At 53.5% G+C, this 21,205-nt stretch carries 18 protein-coding genes; all 18 read left to right on the forward strand.

Features of this window, described 5'->3' with window-relative positions; translation table 11 throughout:
- Window positions 1–329: 329 nt before the first annotated feature.
- The 18 genes from DFP98_RS35995 (at window position 330) to DFP98_RS36080 (ending at window position 21,203) form a co-directional block, all read left to right on the forward strand.
- Window positions 330–1,274 (forward strand): ABC transporter permease, encoded by a 945-nt coding sequence (locus DFP98_RS35995; RefSeq protein WP_116065478.1) that lies wholly within the window; start codon window positions 330–332, stop codon window positions 1,272–1,274.
- Between the two features lie 14 nt (window positions 1,275–1,288).
- Entirely contained in the window at window positions 1,289–2,218 is a 930-nt protein-coding gene (locus DFP98_RS36000) for a carbohydrate ABC transporter permease (RefSeq protein WP_116065479.1), read from the forward strand.
- A gap of 100 nt (window positions 2,219–2,318) precedes the next feature.
- Window positions 2,319–3,833, forward strand: coding sequence for an ABC transporter substrate-binding protein (locus DFP98_RS36005; RefSeq protein WP_116065480.1), 1,515 nt, complete (start codon window positions 2,319–2,321; stop codon window positions 3,831–3,833).
- A gap of 146 nt (window positions 3,834–3,979) precedes the next feature.
- The gene (locus tag DFP98_RS36010) at window positions 3,980–5,722 is read left to right on the forward strand and encodes a sensor histidine kinase (RefSeq protein WP_116065481.1); all 1,743 of its coding nucleotides are present in this window, start codon (window positions 3,980–3,982) and stop codon (window positions 5,720–5,722) included.
- Window positions 5,715–6,476 carry a response regulator transcription factor gene (locus tag DFP98_RS36015; RefSeq protein WP_116065482.1) on the forward strand — a complete coding sequence of 254 codons (762 nt, stop codon included), beginning with the start codon at window positions 5,715–5,717 and terminating at the stop codon, window positions 6,474–6,476. Before DFP98_RS36010 ends, DFP98_RS36015 begins: the two co-directional genes overlap by 8 nt.
- 7 nt (window positions 6,477–6,483) lie before the next feature.
- Window positions 6,484–8,034: an ABC transporter substrate-binding protein gene (locus tag DFP98_RS36020; protein WP_116065483.1), complete on the forward strand. Its 1,551-nt coding sequence runs from the start codon at window positions 6,484–6,486 to the stop codon at window positions 8,032–8,034.
- A 47-nt stretch (window positions 8,035–8,081) separates the two neighbouring features.
- Window positions 8,082–9,881, forward strand: a complete 1,800-nt coding sequence (locus DFP98_RS36025) for a sensor histidine kinase (RefSeq protein ID WP_425455576.1) — start codon at window positions 8,082–8,084, stop codon at window positions 9,879–9,881.
- Complete coding sequence (locus tag DFP98_RS36030; RefSeq protein WP_116065484.1) at window positions 9,878–10,666, forward strand: response regulator transcription factor; 789 nt, start codon at window positions 9,878–9,880, stop codon at window positions 10,664–10,666. Before DFP98_RS36025 ends, DFP98_RS36030 begins: the two co-directional genes overlap by 4 nt.
- Before the next feature lie 112 nt (window positions 10,667–10,778).
- A complete protein-coding gene (locus DFP98_RS36035) occupies window positions 10,779–12,191 on the forward strand; it encodes an ABC transporter substrate-binding protein (protein WP_116065485.1) in 1,413 nt (470 codons plus the stop codon).
- A 63-nt stretch (window positions 12,192–12,254) separates the two neighbouring features.
- A complete protein-coding gene (locus DFP98_RS36040; RefSeq protein ID WP_116065486.1) occupies window positions 12,255–13,229 on the forward strand; it encodes a carbohydrate ABC transporter permease in 975 nt (324 codons plus the stop codon).
- 3 nt (window positions 13,230–13,232) lie between these two features.
- Window positions 13,233–14,126, forward strand: a complete 894-nt coding sequence (locus DFP98_RS36045) for a carbohydrate ABC transporter permease (protein WP_246017079.1) — start codon at window positions 13,233–13,235, stop codon at window positions 14,124–14,126.
- A gap of 63 nt (window positions 14,127–14,189) precedes the next feature.
- A complete protein-coding gene (locus DFP98_RS36050) occupies window positions 14,190–15,503 on the forward strand; it encodes an extracellular solute-binding protein (protein WP_246017088.1) in 1,314 nt (437 codons plus the stop codon).
- 187 nt (window positions 15,504–15,690) lie between these two features.
- The gene (locus tag DFP98_RS36055) at window positions 15,691–16,242 is read left to right on the forward strand and encodes an RNA polymerase sigma factor (protein ID WP_116065487.1); all 552 of its coding nucleotides are present in this window, start codon (window positions 15,691–15,693) and stop codon (window positions 16,240–16,242) included.
- A gap of 3 nt (window positions 16,243–16,245) precedes the next feature.
- Complete coding sequence (locus DFP98_RS36060; RefSeq protein ID WP_116065488.1) at window positions 16,246–17,199, forward strand: hypothetical protein; 954 nt, start codon at window positions 16,246–16,248, stop codon at window positions 17,197–17,199.
- Window positions 17,200–17,265: 66 nt separating this feature from the next.
- Complete coding sequence (locus tag DFP98_RS36065) at window positions 17,266–17,484, forward strand: hypothetical protein (RefSeq protein WP_116065489.1); 219 nt, start codon at window positions 17,266–17,268, stop codon at window positions 17,482–17,484.
- 226 nt (window positions 17,485–17,710) lie between these two features.
- Window positions 17,711–18,667 carry an ABC transporter permease gene (locus tag DFP98_RS36070; protein ID WP_246017090.1) on the forward strand — a complete coding sequence of 319 codons (957 nt, stop codon included), beginning with the start codon at window positions 17,711–17,713 and terminating at the stop codon, window positions 18,665–18,667.
- 13 nt (window positions 18,668–18,680) lie between these two features.
- Window positions 18,681–19,568 carry a carbohydrate ABC transporter permease gene (locus DFP98_RS36075; protein WP_116065490.1) on the forward strand — a complete coding sequence of 296 codons (888 nt, stop codon included), beginning with the start codon at window positions 18,681–18,683 and terminating at the stop codon, window positions 19,566–19,568.
- 57 nt (window positions 19,569–19,625) lie between these two features.
- The gene (locus tag DFP98_RS36080) at window positions 19,626–21,203 is read left to right on the forward strand and encodes a type 2 periplasmic-binding domain-containing protein (RefSeq protein WP_116065491.1); all 1,578 of its coding nucleotides are present in this window, start codon (window positions 19,626–19,628) and stop codon (window positions 21,201–21,203) included.
- Window positions 21,204–21,205: the final 2 nt, after the last annotated feature.

The raw sequence follows: 21,205 nt of genomic DNA on the forward strand, positions 1-21,205 counted from the left end.
CGCCTCAAGCAACCCCTCTCATGGACATCTCCTTCATTTTTATCGACCGCCTCAAGCACCCCCTCTCATGGACATCCCCACTTTTCTTGATCCCCCTCCTCTAACGGCCTGCCAGACCCTCCCGCGCCAAAACCGAGCACTCGCCCTCCTCTTAATTCAAGCAATCTAACGTTTGTTGACTACGTTCTTATGTTTGTTGTCTAGAACGGGGTCGGGGATTTTCTATACAATGGCATCAATCGGATGAAGCAGAGGTAAAATGAATGCGTTTACGAAAACGCTGAAAGCGTGTACAAATGGACCGCGATCAATTGCAAGGGGTGGCTAACATGGACATGAAGAGCGGAAGAAAACGCGTGAGAACGCGCTGGCGCACACAGGATACCGAGCTAACGCTTCTAGCCTTGCCGACAACGATCTGGTATATCTTGTTCTGTTTCCTGCCGATGTTCGGTCTCGTGATTGCTTTTAAGAATTTCAAGATTCACGGGGGGTTCCTAAGCAACGTCATCCACAGCGAATGGACCGGATTCAAAAACTTCGAATTTCTGTTCAAGTCGAACGACGCCTGGGTCGTGATCCGCAATACGTTGGGCTACAATATGATCTTTATCGTGCTGGGCATCGCCATTCCCGTCATCTTGGCCTTGATGATCGGTCAACTGCACAGCGGCAAGGCCGGCAAAATCTATCAGACGTTGATGTTTCTGCCGTATTTTCTGTCCTGGGTCGTCGTTTCCGCTATTGTGTGGTCGTTCCTAAGCTTCGATAAAGGGATCATCAATCAATTCCTGGCCGGCCTGGGTTCGGACCCCGTGAACTGGTATATGGAGCCTAAATATTGGCCTTACTTTCTTATCTTCATGAATGTGTGGAAGGGGCTTGGCTACGGAATGGTCGTCTATCTAGCCACCATCACAGGCATCGACAGCACGTATTACGAGGCGGCCGTCATTGACGGCGCTTCCAAGTGGCAGCAAGCGCGATTTATTACGCTGCCGCTCATGAAGCTGGTCATCGTTATGATGTTTATCTTGGCCGTAGGCCGCATCTTCTACACCGATTTCGGCTTGTTCTTCCAAGTGCCGCGGGATTCCAACTCGTTGTTCAATGTCGCGACGACCATTGACGTTCTCGTGTACAAGCAGCTTAAGACGGCAACGGTAGGTATGGCTTCCGCTTCCGCTTTCGTACAATCCGTGATGGGCTGCTTAACCATTCTGTTGGCCAATTGGGTCGTCCGTCGCGTGGATCCGGACAGCGCCATGATGTAAGGGGGGAGCGAGAAATGAAGACGAGAGCGGGATATGAGACGGGACTCGACAAATTCAACCGAATCGGAACCGCCACGAACTGGGGATTCCATCTTATTTTTATCCTATTGGCGTTGTTGTGCCTCGTGCCCGTCCTGGTGGTTCTATCCATATCGCTTACCGGAGAGGATTCCATCCGTAATGAAGGATACCGTATCTTGCCGGCGGCCATCTCAGGAGAAGCTTATCAGTACATTGCCCGGCAAGGACAGATGATCACCCGGGCGCTCGGCGTTTCCGTGCTCGTTACCGCCCTTGGCACCGTACTGGGCGTGGTGCTGACGACATCGATGGGGTACGTCCTTTCTCGGCCGAACTACAAGCTTAAAGGGCTGTTGACCTGGATCGTATTCATTCCGATGGTGTTTAACGGAGGCTTGGTGTCCAGCTACTATATCAATTCGAATATGCTGGGGCTGAAGGACACGGTCTGGGCGCTGATTCTTCCGCTAGCCGTCTCCTCCTTTAACGTCATTATTTGCAAAACGTTCTTCAGAAGCACGATACCGGACGCGCTGATCGAATCCGCCGAGATCGACGGAGCGGGCCAACTGCGCATCTACTGCTCGATCGTCCTGCCGATTTCGCTTCCGGTGCTAGCCACCATCGGCTTGTTTCTATGCTTCGCCTATTGGAACGACTGGTTCCAGTCCATGCTCTATATCGACAATCAGAACCTGTACTCTCTGCAGGCTTTGTTGAACAGTCTGATGAGCAACGTGGATGCCCTGGCAAGGAACGCTTCCAGCATGGGGATCAGTTACGCGGAGCTTGTCGCGACTATGCCCAAGGAATCCGCGCGCATGGCCGTGGCCATCGTCATCGTGGTTCCCGTGGCCATCGCCTATCCGTTCTTCCAGAAGTACTTTATATCCGGTCTGACGATAGGCGCGGTGAAAGGTTAATCCGAAATAAGCCGGAATCTGTCCGGTTTATGATATCCGCCGTAAGCTGTGCACGGCAGACGGCGGGAGTGAAGAAAGATACCAAAGGGAGGAAATGGGAATGACAAAGACGAAGAAGAAATGGCTTGCCCTCGGTGCCGCCACGGCACTCCTGACCACCGCTCTTGCGGGCTGCGGAGATTCGAATTCCAAATCCGAGCCTAGCAACAGCAGCACGCCTTCCAACGCCAGCACGCAATCTGCGGAAGCAAGCAAACCTGCCGCTTCGGGCGAAGTGCCTACGCTGGTATGGTGGACGATCGGCGGACAAGTGCCCGCCAACTTCGATAAGGCAATCGCTGCGATGAACGAATACACGGCCGAGAAGATTGGCGTTAAGATCGACATCAAGGTAGCGAGCTGGGGAGACTGGGACACGAAGATCAATACGATCGTAAACACCGGCGAACCGTTTGACATCATGTTTACGAACAACAGCAAATACAGCCAGCAAGTGAACATGGGCGCGTTCGCCGATCTCACCGACCTGGTGCAGAGCGAAACTCCGGATCTCTATAACTTCATTCCTCAGAAGGTTTGGGACGGAACGAAAATCGGCGGAAAAATTTACTCCGTGCCGACTTACAAGGATTCATCCCTGACCCAATACTGGGTGTTCGACGATAAATACATCCAGAAATACGGCATCGACACGGCCGGTATCAAGACGCTGAAGGATCTCGACAAGCCCCTTCGCGATATGAAGGCTGGAGAAGGCAAGAGCTTCTACCCGATGTCGCTCACCCAAGGCGACGGGTTTAACGGATTTTTCAACGGTTACGACGACATGACGCTCGGCCTGCCGCCGATCGGGGTCAAAGTCGACGACGCTTCCCGCAAAGCCGTCTCCGTGCTGGAGCAGTCGGATGTCATGGACAATCTCAAGCAGCTGCACCAATGGTACAAAGACGGCATCATCAACCCGGATGCGCCGACCAAAACCGAAGCGGAAAGGAATCGTCCGTTCTTCTCGGCACAGGCGTTCCCCGGCGCGGAAGCGAGCTGGCAGATTACCAGCGGCGTCGAGAAATACACGATGTTCCAGATCTTCGGACCGATCTACACGACGAGTACGATTCAAGGCTCCCTGAACGCAATTTCCGCCAACTCGAAATATAAGAATGAAGCGTTAAAATACCTGCAATTGGTCAATACGGATCCGAAGCTGCGCAATATGCTGGCCTTCGGCGAGCTGGGCGTCGACTACAGCAATGTGGACGGCGAGAAAGTGATCGAGCGCACATCGGATACGTGGCCGCTGGCCGCCTATACGCAAGGTACGTTCTTCAACTTGGCCGTGACGAAAGGAGCTCCAGTCGATCAGTGGGATCAAGTTCGCAAGCTGAACGATCAAGCGACCTCCTCGACGAATCTCGGCTTCGCACTGGATATCAGCAATCTGGGCACCGAAGTGGCCAATACGAAGGCAGTATGGGACAAATACCGTTATGAACTGCTTACGGGCGCTTCCGATCCCGAGACGATGGTACCGAAAATCGTTGCAGAGCTAAAAGCCGCCGGCCTGGATGCGCTGATGAAAGCTGCACAAGAGCAAATCGACGCGTATTTCAGCTAAATTCCGCAAGGAATCATACAGAAAACCCGAGCGGAGATGGCCGTTCGGGTTTTCTGGCACAATATGCGGGATTGCTTTTCTCGGTCAAGACGTTATATGGTGGAGCGGTGGGGCGCGACAAAAACCTGTTGCAAAGGAGATGCCGCATGCTTTCCTTCATGCGAATCAAAATCTATCGCGGCAAGTTCGTTGCATATGCGGTATTTGTAGTGTTCATCGGCCTGGCGCTAGGCGCGGTTACCTGCGCGGTGCTGCTGGATCAGTGGATCGGCAACTCCCGGAACGAGGCCGCCGGAGCGTTCTCCCGTGTTGAAAGCGCTCTTCAGTACGATGCCGATCGAATCGAAGCTTTCATGCAGAGAGTATACTCCAATAACGATCTGGTGTCCGACATTCGCAGCTTCTTGGGAAACAACGCGGAAGGCTATCTGACGAACAGACTGCAGGGCAGCCAGTTCAATCGGCCGCTCGTTTCTTTTCCCGAGGATATCCGATCCTTCCTGGGCAACGGGGGCAGGGGAGACATCACCCAGATCAGCTTGCATACCGAGCAAGAGGGCAACGTAGTAAGCTTCGACAGCAACGGCAATATGAGCTTCCTGTTCCGTCTGCCCAATACGGACGAGACTTTTCGCGAGACGATTCACAGGGGTTTCGTCTATCACAAGAAGCTTTCAGATCCGAACCAAATCTCCCGCCAGCTAGGGGAGCTTCGATTTCTGGTCAATAGCGAACGGATTTTTAAGACGGCTCAAAATTCTCGTTTGGATGAAGCGGCGGCAATCAGCGGTTCCGGAGACGTATACTTTATTTCCGGCGGAGACCGCGGTACGGAGGAGCTGGTTCGCCGGGTCGCGGCGGATGAACGCACGCACGGCTATCTCGGGACGGGATTTGCGAATCGGGCTTATTTTGTAAAGTTCACCTCCAACGAGTTCGATTATCGGTTCGTCAGTATCGTGGATTTGACCACGCTGATCCATCGGCAGGCGAATGTGCTGCTCGTCGTGTTTCTTATCGTGTTGACTGCGATGATTAGCGTTCTGCTCTTGATCGTATACAATCTGCGCGAGGATGCGAACTTCCTGCGGCGAATTATCGTGTCCATCGGACGCGCGAAAACGGCGGATTTCACCCCGGTTAGCCCGGCGCGTTACCGACGAAACGAATACGGAATGATCGCCCGGGAGCTGGACGATATGATCCATCAGCTTGATCGGCATATTCGTACGAATTATCTGTTAAAACTCAAGCAGCAGGAAACTGAAATGAAAGCGCTTCAGGCTCAAATCAATCCTCACTTTTTGTACAATACGCTTGAGGTTATCCGTTCTTCCGCTCTGGTAAATAGCGTAGACTACACTTCCGATGCGATTGCCACTCTAGGTGCGCTATATCGCGATATCGTTAAAAACGACAATATCATCCGGCTCGACAGCGAGCTCGCTTTGCTCCAGAAATACCTGAAAATCATGGAATTGAAATATCCGGACCGGTTTTATTATCAGTTTAATGTGGAGCCGGCGCTGCTGGCCTTGCCGACCGTGAAGTTCTGGATGCAGCCGCTTGCGGAAAATTTCTTCGTTCACGGGTTTAATCCGGAGAGCGAGTTTAATCTGTTGATCGTGAACGGTTGGGAGGAAGAAACCCGTTTTATGCTGGAGATCGTGGACAACGGCAACCGAATCCCCGAGGAGCGATTGGCCGAAATCAGGAGGAAGCTTGCCAGAGGCGACGACGCTCCGCTAGACAATATCGGTCTGCGCAACGTGTATACCCGATTGCACTTTTTCTATGGGACGGGTTTCTCCATGATGATCGACAACAACGAGGAAGCCGGCGTTAAAATATCCGTAATCCTATCCAAGGAGGCGATTGGGGATGTATAAGCTGCTAATCGTAGACGACGAACCGCAAATTTTGGAGGGCATGAAGCGAACGTTGGATTGGGAGAAATATGGCTTTGGTCGCATTGAGACGAGCGAAACGTACGAGGGCGCGATATCGAAGGCGGTGGAGCTGCTGCCGGATTTGGCTATCTTCGATGTATGCATCGGCAAGCAACGGGGGTACGATGCGATCCACAAGCTCAACGAGCTCCGTCTACCCTCAAAATATATCATCATGAGCGGTTATGGCGAGTTCCAATATGCGTTAGAGGCGATCCGCTGCGGAGCCAAAGACTATCTGCTCAAACCGATCGATCGGACCAAGCTGCAGCATCTCGTCGAGAAAATTATCGTAGAGGATCTGAACGGTACAGTGGAAGGCGCGGATCGCGACGACCTGGACAGCGACCCGGTGCTCGGCGTGCGCTACGATAGTCTCTCCAAGCTGACCAATCGCATCTTGTTGATCGTCAAGGCGGAATATGCGCAGAACTTGAGTCTGAAGTCGGTGGCGGAACGATTTCGGATGAACGGAACGTATCTGGGTCAGCTTTTTCTTAAGGAGACGCACAAGAAATTCTCGGAATATTTAATGGCCTACCGGATGCTTCGAGCCCGTGAACGCATTATGACCACGGACGAGAAAATCGTGTCCATCGCGCTCTCCGTCGGTTACCCCAATCTGAACTATTTTTACTCTCATTTTCACGCCTACTTTGGCAGATCGCCCTCGGAATTGCGGAGAAAGGAATAAAGCCGCCATGAGACAACAACGGAATTCGCGCCGTCCCGCGGCACTCTTCGGGCTCGTCCTGCTGCTGACACTGACTTTATCCGGCTGCGTCTCGTCATCCGGCAACGGCGGGTACGCCGCGACGGGCGGCGATACAGTCAATCTGATCTATTACACGATCGGAGATACCGATAAAGACCTTCAGAAGGTCACCGACAAGATCAACGAGGTGTTGGCCAAAAAAATCGGCGTGACCGTTACCTATATCAAGGTGGGCTGGCAAGAGTACGAGGAGCGTCTGAATACCCTTGTGTCGGCAGGAACCCCCTTCGACATCGCTTTTGCAGTAGAATACTCGACATATGCGCAACGCGGCGCATTTCTAAGGCTTAACGATTATTTGAGCAGCGCGGGAAAGGGGATGTACGATGAGATCGATCCCGTTTTCTGGAAAGGCGTGCAGATGGACGACGGGGGCATCTACGGCGTGCCGACCAATAAAGAATTGGCCGTTCGCGACCATTGGATGTACCCGGAGGCGCTGGTCAAGAAGTATGGGATCGACATCTCCAAGTATACAACGCTGGCTTCCCTGGAGCCATTGCTGCGGATGATCAAGGAGAAGGAGCCTGATTATCAGCCGATGGAGCTGGACAAGGGGTCGCAAAATTTCTTCGCCCTGGACGGCTACCAGTACGTAGCGGAGAAGACGCTCCCGCTAATGGTACGAGGTCAAGAGCCCGATTCTCCGGTCGTGAGCATATTCGAAAGCGAGGAAGGGCGGAAGGTGCTGGATCTTCTGCGGCATTATTATGTGGAGGGCTATATCAATGAGGACGCGTCTTTGCGGGAAAGCCCCGGGCTTAAGCGAGGCGATTTGGTATTCTGGAAGGCCGCCGGGGGCGGGCCGTTATCGGACAATAGCTGGAGCAAGGATCGCGGCTACAAGCTGGTGGCCTATCCCGTTACGCCCGCGTTGATTACGACGGAATCCATGCGGGGAGGGGTCATGGCCGTCAACGCGGATACGAAGCACCCCGTCGAGGCCGTTAAGTTTCTCAATCTGCTGAACACGGATCCCGAGGTGCGGAATCTGTTTAACTTTGGTATTGAGGGCGTGCATTACACGCTCGACAGCAACGGCCAGGTGGTCCCCATCCCGCCGACGGACAACAACGGCAATCCGATCCCGGACGCCCAGCCCAGCTATGGGGGCGTGCAGTATACCCAGGGCAATTGGTTCATTCTGAAGACCATGGGCGGACAGTTCGCCGATCCTTTGGATAAATGGGAGCAGTTCCGCGCCAGCAACAAAGAAGCGGTCTACTCGGGCACGTTGGGCTTTACCCCGGATTTGTCGGGGATGCCGCTTCAAGTGAAGAACATCCAGATGGTTTGGGAGAAGTACTTTCCCGGCCTGATGACGGGCAGCGTGAACGTGGATGATATGCTGCCGAAGTTTATTTCGGAGCTCCGTCAGGCGGGCATCGACGAGGTAAGGTCCGAAGTGCAAAGGCAGCTCGACGCATGGCGCGCAGACCATCGCAGCGTGTCGGAAACGTTTGACACTCCAAATTGAATAAGGTACGTTGAACCTAGGATCTAGCAAAAGAGGAATGGGCGCCTGTGAGAAAGTGGACGGATCGGCTGATCAATCTCCGAGAGATCAACACCCTCAGAAACCAGATTTTCGTCGGCTTTACGCTAACGATTATCCTTGTGCTTACCTTTGCGGGTGTGTTTATCTATGGAGAAGTATCCGTGCTCCTCAGGCAAAGCGCGGAGAAGCACATTCAACAGACGGCGATTCAGGCCAACGGACGGCTGGATGCGCTGTTGAAGCAGATCGATTCGTTGACCACCCAAGTGGTCGCGGATTCTTACGTGCAGAAGCTGCTGGTGAAAGAAGTGCAGCAGATGCCGACCAAGTTCAGCGAGCGCCAGTCGCTGCTGCAGGTCGCCAACAATTATATGGCTTTTTCCTCGGGCATAAGCTCGCTTGAGATCTATACATTGGACAACAGACGGCTGTTCCCGCTTGACGATTCCAGCATTAATCGCATCTCCGAGGAAGCGCTCGCGGCGGCGGACGGGAAGAAAGGGCGCATAGCCTGGATTGGGATCGATCCGCGGTCGCCGGATTCGGTGCTGGCGATCCGCCGCATCCATCTGTTGGACCTTTCCTACTCTCCCGGGGGCTACTTGGTCGTTCACGTCAACCGGGATTACTTCGATATGTACGAGCCCGAGGCCAAAAGCGATCCTTCTAAAAATAGGGAGTTTATGCTATTGGGCGATAGCGACGATAACCCGATCATATCGGATATTGACCATGAGGCGGCGAGGTCGGTGCTCGCGCAAACGGGCAGCACCGTTACGATCGGGCAGGAGCGCATGCTCGCCGTCAGGCAGCATTCCGATGTGGCGGACTGGAAGCTCGTGCTGCTCATGCCGGTCGAATCGGCGACGGAAGGGATTTCCGTGCTGCAGACGGCGATCTACGTATCCATCGGCATTGCCGCCTTTGCTTTTCTACTATTGACGCTGCTGCTGTCCACGATGATCACCCGGCCCATTCAGCGGCTGATGAGAAGCATGCGCAGCGCCAGATTCGGCGGGCTCAGGCTGATTCCCGCCGATCGGAACCGGTTTCGAACGTTGGAGATCGATGAATTAAATAACACGTACAACCAGATGGTTACTCATATGAACGAGCTGATTCAGGTCGTCTACGAGAAGGAAATCACGCAGAGCCGCACGGAGCTTAAGGCGCTGCAGGCGCAGATCAATCCTCACTTTCTATTTAACACGCTGGAAGCCTTCTACTGGTCGTTGGAGGAAAAAGAGGAGAGCGAGCTTGCCCAAGTGATTCTTGCCATGTCCGGGCTATTCCGCTATGTGATCGGCAGCGCGGCCGGCAATGACGAGTGGGTCACCATTCGCGACGAGCTTGAGCACGCCCAGCGATACTTGCAAATTATGAAAATGCGCTTCGTCAATCGGCTGACCTGGAACATCGACGCGGATGAAGCGCTCTTGCAGGCGCCGATTCCGAAGCTGATCATTCAGCCGCTCGTGGAGAATGCAGTTTTGCATGGCGTGGAGAGCCGCATTGGCCCGGGCTCGGTCACAATCCGCGTATTTTCGGCCCGACCGGGCTTTGCGACAGTTGCCGTCCTCGACGACGGGATTGGCATGGACGGGGAGACATTGGCCAAGCTGATGCACAGCATCGAGGGCGGATTCTCCAAAAACCCCAAGAAGGGGGCGGGGGTGGCCATGTCCAACGTTCAACGGCGTCTTAAGCTCTATTATCCGAATACGGCGGAGCGCGGCAGCGGGCTGCAGATCGAGAGCAAGCCCGGCGTCGGCACGACGGTACGATTTGAAATCACAATTCCTGCGGAAGGGGGCGAACGGTCTTGAAAACGATCTTGATCGTGGACGATGAGCCTCGTACGCGCCTTGGCATACAGAAGACGCTCGTCGCCTGGTCGGCGGGCAAATATCGCATCGAAAGCGCCGCGAGCGGAGTCGAGGCGCTCGCATGGCTGGAAACGAATTCGGCTCATCTCATCATTACGGATGTAAGAATGCCCGAAGTCGACGGCCTGGAAATGCTAGAGACGTTGGCATCGCGCGGACAGCTTCCCGTCATCATCATCATCTCCGGTTATGCCGAATTCGAATATGCGAAGAAGTCGCTGCAGCTCGGCGCGTTCGAATATATTCTTAAGCCGCTGGACAAAACGGCTCTGATTAACGCTGTACAAAGAGCGCTGGAACTCGTCGACAGCAGAGAGCGCCATGATGCGATGGAGAAGCTGGTCGATCCGAAGCTAATCGAAGTAGGCCGCGATGAAGCGCGTTACGGCACGGCGATCAAGGACGCGATCGGCTACATCTATGCTCATCTGCATGAAGCGATCAGCATGAAGCAGGTAGCGGATCAGCTGCATCTGAACGCGAGCTATTTCAGCGTGCTGTTTAAAGAGCAGACCGGCGTTACCTTCAGCGATTATTTGACACGCAGAAGATTGCAAAGAGCAAAGGAGCTGTTAGTTACAACCAGCATGCCGATCTGGGAAATCGCCGAGAAGGTCGGTTATCAGACGGCCAAATATTTCGTTAAAGTTTTCAAAGACAGTGAAGGAATAAGCCCCGGCCAGTACCGGCACCAGGTGCTGGATACCGATCCCTCCATCCAATAATAGTGGAATTTCTCCCAATGGTCAGTTCCTTATGCGCTTTCATTACAAACCCTATAATTATGTATGCGGTTACAAAGTAACTGTAGGCGTTATTAAAGGGAGGGCATTAGAAATGAAACGCTTCTTATCCGCATCCACAGCTTTTGTTTTGTTGGCTTCCGTTCTCGCCGCGTGCGGCGGCGGAAATTCGGGCTCGTCCGGCAGCGCGGGCGCAAGCTCAAGCCCCGGCTCAAGCTCGCCAAGCAGCAGCTCCGAAGCCCCGGCGGGCAACAATTCCAAAGAGAAAGTCACCATCAATCTCTGGAGCTTTACGGACGAAATTCCGAACATGACGACGAAGTACCTTGCCACTCACCCCGATGCGAACGTCGAGTTCAAAACCACGATTATCGCGACTACGGACGGAGCTTACCAACCGGCGCTTGACCAGGCGCTTGCCGCAGGCGGCAAGGACGCTCCGGACATCTATGCGGCGGAAGCCGCATTCATCCTTAAGTATGCGCAAGGAGACGCCTCCGACTATGCCGCTAATTATGCCGATCTTGGCCTTACCGACGACATGGTTAAGAATGCCGGCATCGCTCAATACTCGGTCGATATCGGCAGCAAGGACGGTCAGCTGAAGGCACTCGGCTATCAAGCGACGGGAGGCGCGTTCATCTACCGCCGCTCGCTTGCCAAAGATACTTTCGGAACGGACGATCCGACCTCGATCAAGAACGAAATCGGCCCCGGCTGGGATAAGTTCTTCGAGGCGGCTGCCAAGCTGAAAGCGAAAGGGTACGGCATCGTTTCCGGCGACGGCGATATTTGGCATCCGATCGAGAACAGCTCCGACAAGGGCTGGATTGTCGACGGTAAGCTGCATATCGATCCGAAGCGAGAACAGTTCCTCGATCTGTCCAAGAAGCTGAAGGACAACGGCTATCATAATGATACGCAGGACTGGACGGAAGCTTGGTACGCGGATATGTCGGGCAGCGGCAAGCAGCCGATCTTCGGTTTCTTCGGCCCCGCTTGGCTCATCAACTACGTCATGAACGGACAAGTGAAGGATACGATCGGCGACTGGGCGGTCACCGAGCCTCCGACAGGATTTTTCTGGGGCGGCACATGGCTGCTGGCTCACAAAGACGTTGCCAAGGATGAAGCCAAAAAAGCGGCCGTAGCCGACTTCGTTCATTGGGTGACGCTCGATTCCTCCGATACGGGCCTGCAAACTTATTGGGCTAACGGCACGATGAAGGAAGGCGAGCAAGGCACGAAGGATAGCGTCGCATCTTCAGTCGTTATGTCGAATGCCAACGGTCAAATCGATCTGCTCGGCGGACAGAATATGTTCGACGTGTTCGTCCCGGCCAATGCCAACGCTTCCGGCAAAAACCTGACCCAGTTCGACGAATCGATCAACAGTCTCTGGCGCGACCAGGTACGGGAATATACGGCGGGCAATAAGAGCCGGGATAAAGCGATCGCGGACTTCAAGCAGCAGGTCAAAGACACTCTAGACATCGCCAGCGAATAGAAAGGCGCCGAAGGGGCGGGTGAATATCCCCGCCCCTTCATATTAATTGACGGGGTGAGAATCATGCGGCGCAAAGGTGTCAACTATTCGAGATACGGCTATATTTTCAGCCTTCCTTTTATTTTTGCGTTTCTGGTTTTCTCGCTGTATCCCATTTTATACACCGCAGCTATCGGGTTCACCAATTTACAGGGGCTAATTCCAAAGCCGATTCGGATTCTGGATAATCCGTTTCAGAACTTCAAAGATCTTATTTTCGATAATGTCGCTTTTCAGACATCGTTAACGAATACCGCGATCCTCTGGATTTCGAACTTCATCCCTCAGATCGTTCTCGCGCTTTTGCTCGCTGCATGGTTTACTAACCAACGCCTCAGAATACGGGGCCAAGGCGCTTTTAAAGTCATGCTCTACATGCCGAATATTATCACGGCGAGTACGATCGCCGTGCTTTTCAGCACCTTGTTTGCTTATCCGATGGGTCCCGTGAACAGTTTGTTCGAGCTGCTGGGCTGGTCCGACGCACCGATTTTCTTCCTTCAGGACAAGACGACGGCACGAGGCATCGTATCCTTCATCCAGTTCTGGATGTGGTACGGCAATACGATGATTGTCCTTGTTGCTGGCGTTATGGGCATCAATCCGGCCCTCTTCGAGTCGGCGGCTATGGACGGCGCTAACGGATTTCAGACCTTCTTCCGCATCACGCTGCCGAGTCTTCGGACGATCCTGCTGTATGTGCTGATCGTGTCGATGATCGGCGGTTTGCAAATGTTCGATATTCCGCAGCTGTTCATTGTCCCCTCGGGAGGACCGGACAACGCTACGCTCACCACGTCCGTGTTCATCTACGGGCAAGCGTTCAAGGGCAGCTATTTGTATAATCGCGCGGCTGCAGCGAGCATGATCATGTTCGCGATCGCGGCGGTGCTGTCGGCGGCGCTGTTCTACGCGATGCGCGACCGCGACGCGGCAAGACTCGCGAAAGAAGAAAAGAAGCTTAGAAAAGCTGCAAAAACAGCGGCAAGGGGGGCTTAAATCGTGGCCAATATCGAAAGAAACGGAACCGTCTCCCTGCACATGAACCGGAGGAAGGAGAGCGGAAAGGCCGTCCGACGCATGAACAAGACGATCATTTACATCGTTCTTATCTTCCTGGCGCTGCTTAGCATCCTTCCGTTCTGGATCATGTTCGTGAACGCCACGCGTTCTACGCCGGAAATTCAGAGCGGTCTCTCGCTGCTGCCCTCGACGCACTTGTCGACCAACTGGAAAGTGCTGCTGGACAAGAGCTTCGATCCCATACGCGGTTTCTTCAACTCGCTGATCATCTCCGGCTGCGCGACCCTTTTGACCGTTTATTTCTCGTCTCTGACGGCATACGGGCTAACGGCATACAATTGGAGGATGCGTCAGCCGTTCTTTACGTTCATTATGTGCGTCATGATGATTCCGGCGCAGGCAAGCGCCATCGGCTTCTATCAGTTCATGTATCAGCTTCATTGGACGAATAACTTCCTGCCGCTGATTCTGCCGGCGATCGCGGCTCCGGCCGTGGTGTTCTTCATGCGCCAATACTTGCTCGCAACGCTGTCGATCGAGATGCTGGAGGCGGCGCGCATAGATGGATCGGGCGAATTTCGAACGTTTAACCGAATCGTTATGCCGATCATGATTCCGGCCGTGGCGACGCAGGCGATCTTCGCGTTTGTCGCCAACTGGAACAATCTGTTTATGCCGCTGATTCTTCTGACGCAGAAGGATAAATATACGCTTCCGGTCATGGTAAGCTTGCTTCGAGGCGATATTTACAAGACGGAGTTCGGCTCGATCTATTTGGGACTGGCGCTGACCACGCTGCCATTGTTTGTGATATACTTCCTGTTGTCGAGGTATATTATCGCGGGCGTGGCGCTTGGCGGAGTGAAGGAGTAGCTCGTCATTCTGACCGAACCGTATCCTGCCGGTTTGGCATGATGTTGGGTGGGGGATACGAACGTGCACAACACAAAAATTCGAGCGCTGACCATACTGGCGTTGGGCCTGGCCTTCGTTGCATCCGGTTGCGGGAAAAGCATGAACGATCGCAGTTCGGAGGCAACGACGGACGAGAAGGTGACGATCAACATGATGCACCTGTGGCCGGCAGCGGGCGCACCGGGCCAACACCAGGTCGTAAACGAAATTATCGACGAGTACCGGGCGGAGAATCCCAACGTTATCATTAAGCAGGAAGTGCTGGATAATGAACGCTACAAGGCCAAGCTTAAAGTGATCTCCGCCGTTAACGAGCTGCCGGACGTAGGCCTGACGTGGGCGGCCGGATATCTTCAGCCGTTCGTCGAAGGCCAGCTGTTCACGCCGCTCGATGAATTGCTGCATAGCGAACTGCAGGATTCGTTCGTTGCGGGAACTACGGAAGCCTTTACCGTAGACGGCAAAATCTACGCGCTCCCGCTCGAATTCAATATCGCTCCGATTTATTACAATAAGCAAATTTTTGCGCAGTACGGTTTGCAGATTCCAACGACTTACGGCGAATTTCTGCAGATCGTTCAAACGCTTGCCGCCAATGGCGTAAAGCCGATCGCGCTCGGCAACAAAGATCGCTGGACGGGCTCGCTATGGTATATGTATTTGGCCGATCGCATCGCAGGAACGGAAGCGCTTACGAATGCGATCAAGGGCACGGCCTCCTTCACCGATCCGGGTCTTGTCGAAGCGGCGAAGCGCGTTCAGGAGCTTGTCGATAGGAACGCGTTTAACGAAGGCTTTAACGGTCTGTCGAATGACGAGGTCAAAGTGGACTTTATATCCGGCGGAGCCGCCATGTACCTGATGGGAACGTGGGAGCTTCCGAACTATACGACCAATCAGGAGATTCAACAATCGTACCGCGACAGTATCGGCTTCTTCAAATTTCCGACCGTCGACGGCGACAAGAGCCATATCGACAGCTGGGTAGGCGGGCCGGGCGTCGGCTTGTTCGTCGCTGAGAATTCCCCCGTCAAAGAAGAAGCGAAAAAATTCGTGAAGTACTTCGTGAAGCGGTGGGGAGAAGAATCGGTAACCGGAGCCGGCGTAATTCCGGCCACTAAGGTGAACACGTCCAAGCTTCAGCTTCCGCCGCTTTACATTGACCTGCTCAACGAAGTGAATAGCGCTACGAGATTTACGCTGTTTGCCGACGTGCAGATGGCATCGGGCGCTGCCGAGGTTCATCTCAACCGCATCCAGGCGCTGTTCGGCAAGGAAATTACGCCCGAAGAGTTCGCCCAAGCTCACGATGAAGCCATTAAGACCGGTAAATAAGTCGTGAGACCACCGTAAATCGAACGTATTAAGAAACCTCATCTTGGCGAATGGTTGCTCGACGCTTCCATTTCGCCAAAGGACGGTTTCTTTTTTATTTTCCAAGTGGGATATTACTGTATATATGCAACCCATTCAATGAATTTTCTACTCTATAGATAAGAGAAGGGGTAAAGGAGAACAGCGGATGGAAGACCAGGGAATCATTCACCTGTACTTACAGCGATCGCAGCAAGCGATTTCGGAGACAAAGAATAAATACGGAGCATACTGTCGGGCCATCGCCAGAAACATTCTTTCTAATCTCGCGGATGTTGAAGAGTGCGAGAACGATGCTTATCTGGCGGCATGGAATGCAATACCTCCTCATAGGCCTCGGAAATTATCCGTATTTCTGGGAAGACTGACGCGCAATATTGCGCTTGATAGGCATGGCTACAATACGGCGAAGAAGCGTAATCGCGAGTTTGACGTCATTTTAACCGAGTTGGAAGGATGTTTAGCCGCTCCGGATACGGTAGAGACGGAGTATGAAGTGGGGGAGCTTGCGAACGCAATCAATCAATTCCTATATGCCTTAGACGAGCAGGCAAGGAATTTATTTATCAGGAGGTACTGGCACTCCGATTCCATAGAGGAGCTGTCAATCCGATTTAATATGAGCGGCAGCAAAGCCAAATCCCTGTTATTTCGGACAAGAAACAAGCTTAGAGTTCATCTGGATAGAGAGAGGGGCTAACCTGTGAAAAGAGAAGAGCTGTACAAGGAGATCGGCTTGATTGATGAAAGCTTGATTGAAGCGGCTGAGCAGAGCGGAACGGTAAAAAGGAGAAAACGACTCTCTAAAGGGTGGGTGGTGCTAATAGCCTGTCTTGTTCTATATAGTTCAACCTCGACCGTCTTATTGGCGACGGATTATTATAAAAATCAAAATACAGAGCCCTATATCCGCTATTTGACACCGAATGACATGGAGTTGGCCCCGACCGCTTCCTATGATGCGGAGAAATTTATCCAAGCTTTGAAGAGCGACAATAACGAGTCCGTCTATATTGCCATCAACAGGCTGGTGGAAAGCTTTAATGATGGTATGCTGAGAGAGAAGGCGTTGAAGGAGCTTCAGCCGTTCCTGACAACCGACAATCCCAAAATCGCGGATGCAGCCGCCTTCGCCGTAGATATTCTATCCCAAAGCTATCGCAGCCCTTACGTTTATAAGCTGGCGGATGGAAGCATCCTGTTCACTCTTTTTAACCATTATTCGGATTATGGCAGTCACAATGTTCTTTGGAGAATTAAAGACAATGTGCTTGAAGAGTATTTCAGTTTCTCTAAGCCGTCGATGTATATTAAAGAAGTGATCCCGTCGCCCAATCGGAAGTCGATTGCGGTCGTCACCTGCTCCAATAAGAGCGAATTCGTGCAAATCCTGAACGTAGAAGAGGGCAGAACGAGCCCGGAGCTGATAGAATCGTCAAGGGTGAACTATGGCGCGCAAAAAGGCTTGGACACATGGATTCGCACGGATCACGAAAACTATAGCTACGCCAATCGCATCGAGTGGACGGACGAGGACACTCTACAGTTCGAAGGCTCCCTTGCCTACCAGGACACAGAGATTATCGAGAACGTGATCGTGACGTATCGGTACAGCGAGAAGAGAATCGAAGTAAGAGAGCTTGACGAATCCAGATGAGAATCGCCGGATGGACGTGTCGGCATAGAAGCAGACTTCTTAACGCCCGTAGCCGGCCCGAACGGAATGATTCAATTGCTGGACGGCCAAGTTCAGCACCATAACGAGAAGGAACGAGAGAGCTTTAGTCGATTTCTGAAGAGCGCGAAGGGCCATCCTCCGGACCAAACGGAGACATCCTCAAACGACAGCCCCGTCGCGATCCTAATTGTCGTTGCTCTTGCCGTCGTCGCCGCTCTATATGCGGCATACAGATGGCGCAAACGTAAAGAAAGCTCCCTCTAAGCGGCGGTCCTCCGAAAGGAGCCGCCGCTTTCCCTTTCTATGCACCGACTGTCCGGGTCAAAACCGCCGCTCCTGTTTTTCCTCCCCGGGTCGGGACGCGAAGGCCAAAAAGTGCCTTGTACCCGCCAAAGATTAAAATATGTACCATAATGATTTCCTAGCGTCATTTCGGCACAATCCGGCCCCTCGATATAATGGGAGCATACTTCAGAGAGGGGGTGCACCCGTGCAGCGCGCAGCAGGCGCGAATTCGATGTCGATAAGCGGACCGGTCCGGCGGCCTTCGCTCGTTATTCGAATGCGCCGTTACTGGTTTCTTTATTTGTTGTTTGTTCCGGTTATCGTCTACTATCTTGTCTTCAGATATTATCCGATCTTCCTGCAGGGCATTTTGGCGTTTAAGCAGTACAAGCTATCCTCGGGAATATGGGGCAGCCCCTGGGTCGGCTTCGACAATTTCACCTACGTGTTCGCCAGACCGGATTTTTACAATGTGCTGGAAAATACGATCGTCATCAGCTTGCTGCGAATCGCGTTCGGATTTTTTCCTCCGATTGTGCTGGCGATCCTGCTGTTTGACCTGCGGTCGTCGTGGCTTCGCAGAGTCAGTCAGACGATTTTGTACATTCCGCACTTTTTCTCGTGGGTTATCATCTACGGCATTGTGTTCGCCATGTTCTCGAATACGGGGATGGTTAATCAATTGATCATGGGCATTGGCGGCAGCGAGCAGAATTTTCTGATGGCTCCGGAATGGTTCCGGCCCTTGATCGTCGGCAGCGGCATCTGGAAAGAGATCGGCTGGGGAACGATCATTTATTTGGCGGCGCTGACCGGAATCGATCCGTCGATCTACGAAGCGGCGAAGGTGGATGGAGCGGGACCGCTGCAGCGGATTCGTCACATTACGCTGCCGGGAATTCGTCCGGTCGTCGTCTTCTTATTCACTCTGTCGCTGGGCAGCGTGCTGAACGCCGGCGTGGAGCAAATTTTGCTGTTTTACAGTCCGGCTACCTACGAGGTCGGCGATATTATCGACACGTTCGTTTTCAGGCAGGGGTTAAATCAATTGCAATACAGCATGGCGACGGCAGTAGGGTTGTTCCAGTCGGTAATCGGGCTTATCCTGATTCTGTCGGCCAACTGGCTGGCGAAGCGATATGCTGGAACGGGAATTTGGTAAGGGGGAGAAAAGAATGTCCAACGGGAACGAAAAAGTCTATCAAGCCGTCTCCTCGGCGATCGTGCTTGGGCTGACCCTGCTGTCCGCCATCCCCCTGATCTACGTCATTTCCATGTCATTGGTCAACGAACAGGAATGGATCGATCGGGGCGGGTTTATTTTATGGCCGCAAAACCCGACCTTAATCGCTTACGAGAGGTTGTTCCAGGGGACCGCCGTGCTGCAGGCACTGAGCGCAACCGTCGTTCGGACGGTGCTCGGCACCGCGCTTGTTCTCCTGATGACGACATTGGCGGCTTACGTTCTATCGAAGAGGAATTTGCCGGGACGCAAGCCGATGCTTTTCTTTATTCTGGTCACGATCTTGATCGGCGGGGGCCTCATTCCGACGTACCTGGTCGTGCGCGATCTGCATCTGCTCGATTCCGTCTGGGCGCTGATCCTTCCGGGGCTGGTCGATAGCTGGAGCGTGCTGGTGCTGAAACAGTTTTTCGAAAACATTCCCGGAGAGCTGGAGGAATCGGCCGTTATCGACGGAGCGGGGGAAGTGACGCTGATGAGCAAGATTATGATTCCGATGGCGGCGCCGGCTATGGCGGCGATCGGTTTGTTCATCGGGGTCGCGCATTGGAACTCCTGGTTCGACGCTCTAATCTATCTCGACGATTCGAAATGGCATCCGATTCAGCTGCTGATCCGCAATATGTTTTCCAGCTCGGAGATCGGAGCGCAGTTCAACAACGCCGGCCAGCACAACGCTTTTAATCCGGTGAACCGCGTATCCGCGGAGTCGCTGAAGATGGCGCTTGTCGTCATCGGCACGCTGCCGATCCTATGCGTCTACCCGTTCCTCCAGAAGCATTTCATGAAAGGCATGTATTTAGGGGCGGTCAAAGGGTAACTGCCGGGAATACGGGATGAACAAGACACTACATAAAACCGAAGGAGAGATTTAGACATGGTAAAGTCGTTGACAAAGGGCAAGGTCTGGATGACGGCAGCGCTCGCCTGCGCAGTTTTGCTGCAGACGGCGTGCGGCAACGGAAACGAGGGAGGAACGGCATCAAGCGCCGATCCTTCCGCACCGGCAACGCAAGGGGCATCCTCCGAGCGCGTCAATATCGAGCTGATGGAAGTCGGTTGGGTCAATACGCCGGTTGGCGACAACGATCCGTATAAGAAATGGCTCGACGACAAGTTTAACGTCAACTTCAAGCTGACGGCGCTGCCCGCGGCCGATCTGGAAGCGAAAATACTGACCCGGTTCGCGAGCCAGGAGCCGCCCGATCTCATTTTTACGTACGACAAAAACCAGATTCTGAAGCTGCAGTCTCAAGGCGTGCTTATGGAAGACGTGACGCCGTTGCTGGAGAAGCTTCCTTCCATTAATGGTGCGCTCGACGAGAACGCCAAAACCTTTACAACGCAGGACGGGAAAATGATCGCGATTCCTCGCCCGCCCGAGCCGGGCAACTGGACGGTTATGGTGCGCAAGGACTGGCTTGCCAACCTGGGCTTGGATATTCCGAAGACAAACGACGAATTGATGAACGTCATCCGTAAGTTCACGACGGACGACCCCGACAAGAACGGCAAAGCCGATACGTGGGGCATCAGCTCGGCGGGAGGCGGAAGCAGCCTGGGCGAGATCGGGAACTTCCAGGGCATGTTCGGCCAGTTTTACGGCTTCTATATTCAGGACAATGCGGCGGCGCATGCAGTGACCACCGGGGTTCATAAGCAGTTTCTGGACTTCGTCAAAACGCTGGTCGACGAGAAAACGATCGATCCCGATTGGTATACGCAGGGCTGGGAGCAGCGCAAGCCCAAGCTGTTCGGCAACAAGATCGGAATCGCATGGTATCCGGGCTCAATCGTCGCCGAGCACGAGAGCCTGCAGGAGAACAAAGGCAATTATGTAGACGTCTGGGAAGCCATCCCGATGCCGAAGGGCTCCGAGAACGGCGGCGTGCGCGGACCTAGCGGGCTGGTGAACGGAATGTATGCGATCTCGGCGAATGCAGCCAAGGATCCGGCCAAGCTGGAGAAGATCGCACAGCTGCTCGAAGGCGTCAGCTACCCGAACGACGGCTACTGGGCGCTTCGCTGGGGCGTCGGCCCCGACGGACAGGAAGTGCTCGATCTGGAGGACGGCTTTAAATTTTATACCGAAGCGCAGGACAAATACCGGAAGGAATATCCGGGCGCATGGGATTACGGTACCTGGATCGGGACGAGCCGGGATAAGGTTCTTCAGAGCACGGCCGACGAGCCGAATGCTACGGGCATGAAGCAGCTGGAGCTGGACGAGAAGGCCAAAGGTTTCGAAGCGACGAAGAACTACAACGACCTGCTGGAGCTCGATCCGCAGCTCGTATCGGACATCACGAAGATGACGGAGGAGTTCCAGATCAAATACATTCTCGGCAAGGAAACGGACTACGACAAGTTCGTGGCTAACTGGAAGAAGGCGGGCGGCGAGCGTCTGCTCGAGGAAGCGGAGAAGCAGTTTAAAGCGATGAACTTAATCCAATAATT

The sequence above is a fragment of the Cohnella phaseoli genome (genome assembly GCF_003386235.1).
GTDB lineage: Bacteria > Bacillota > Bacilli > Paenibacillales > Paenibacillaceae > Cohnella > Cohnella phaseoli.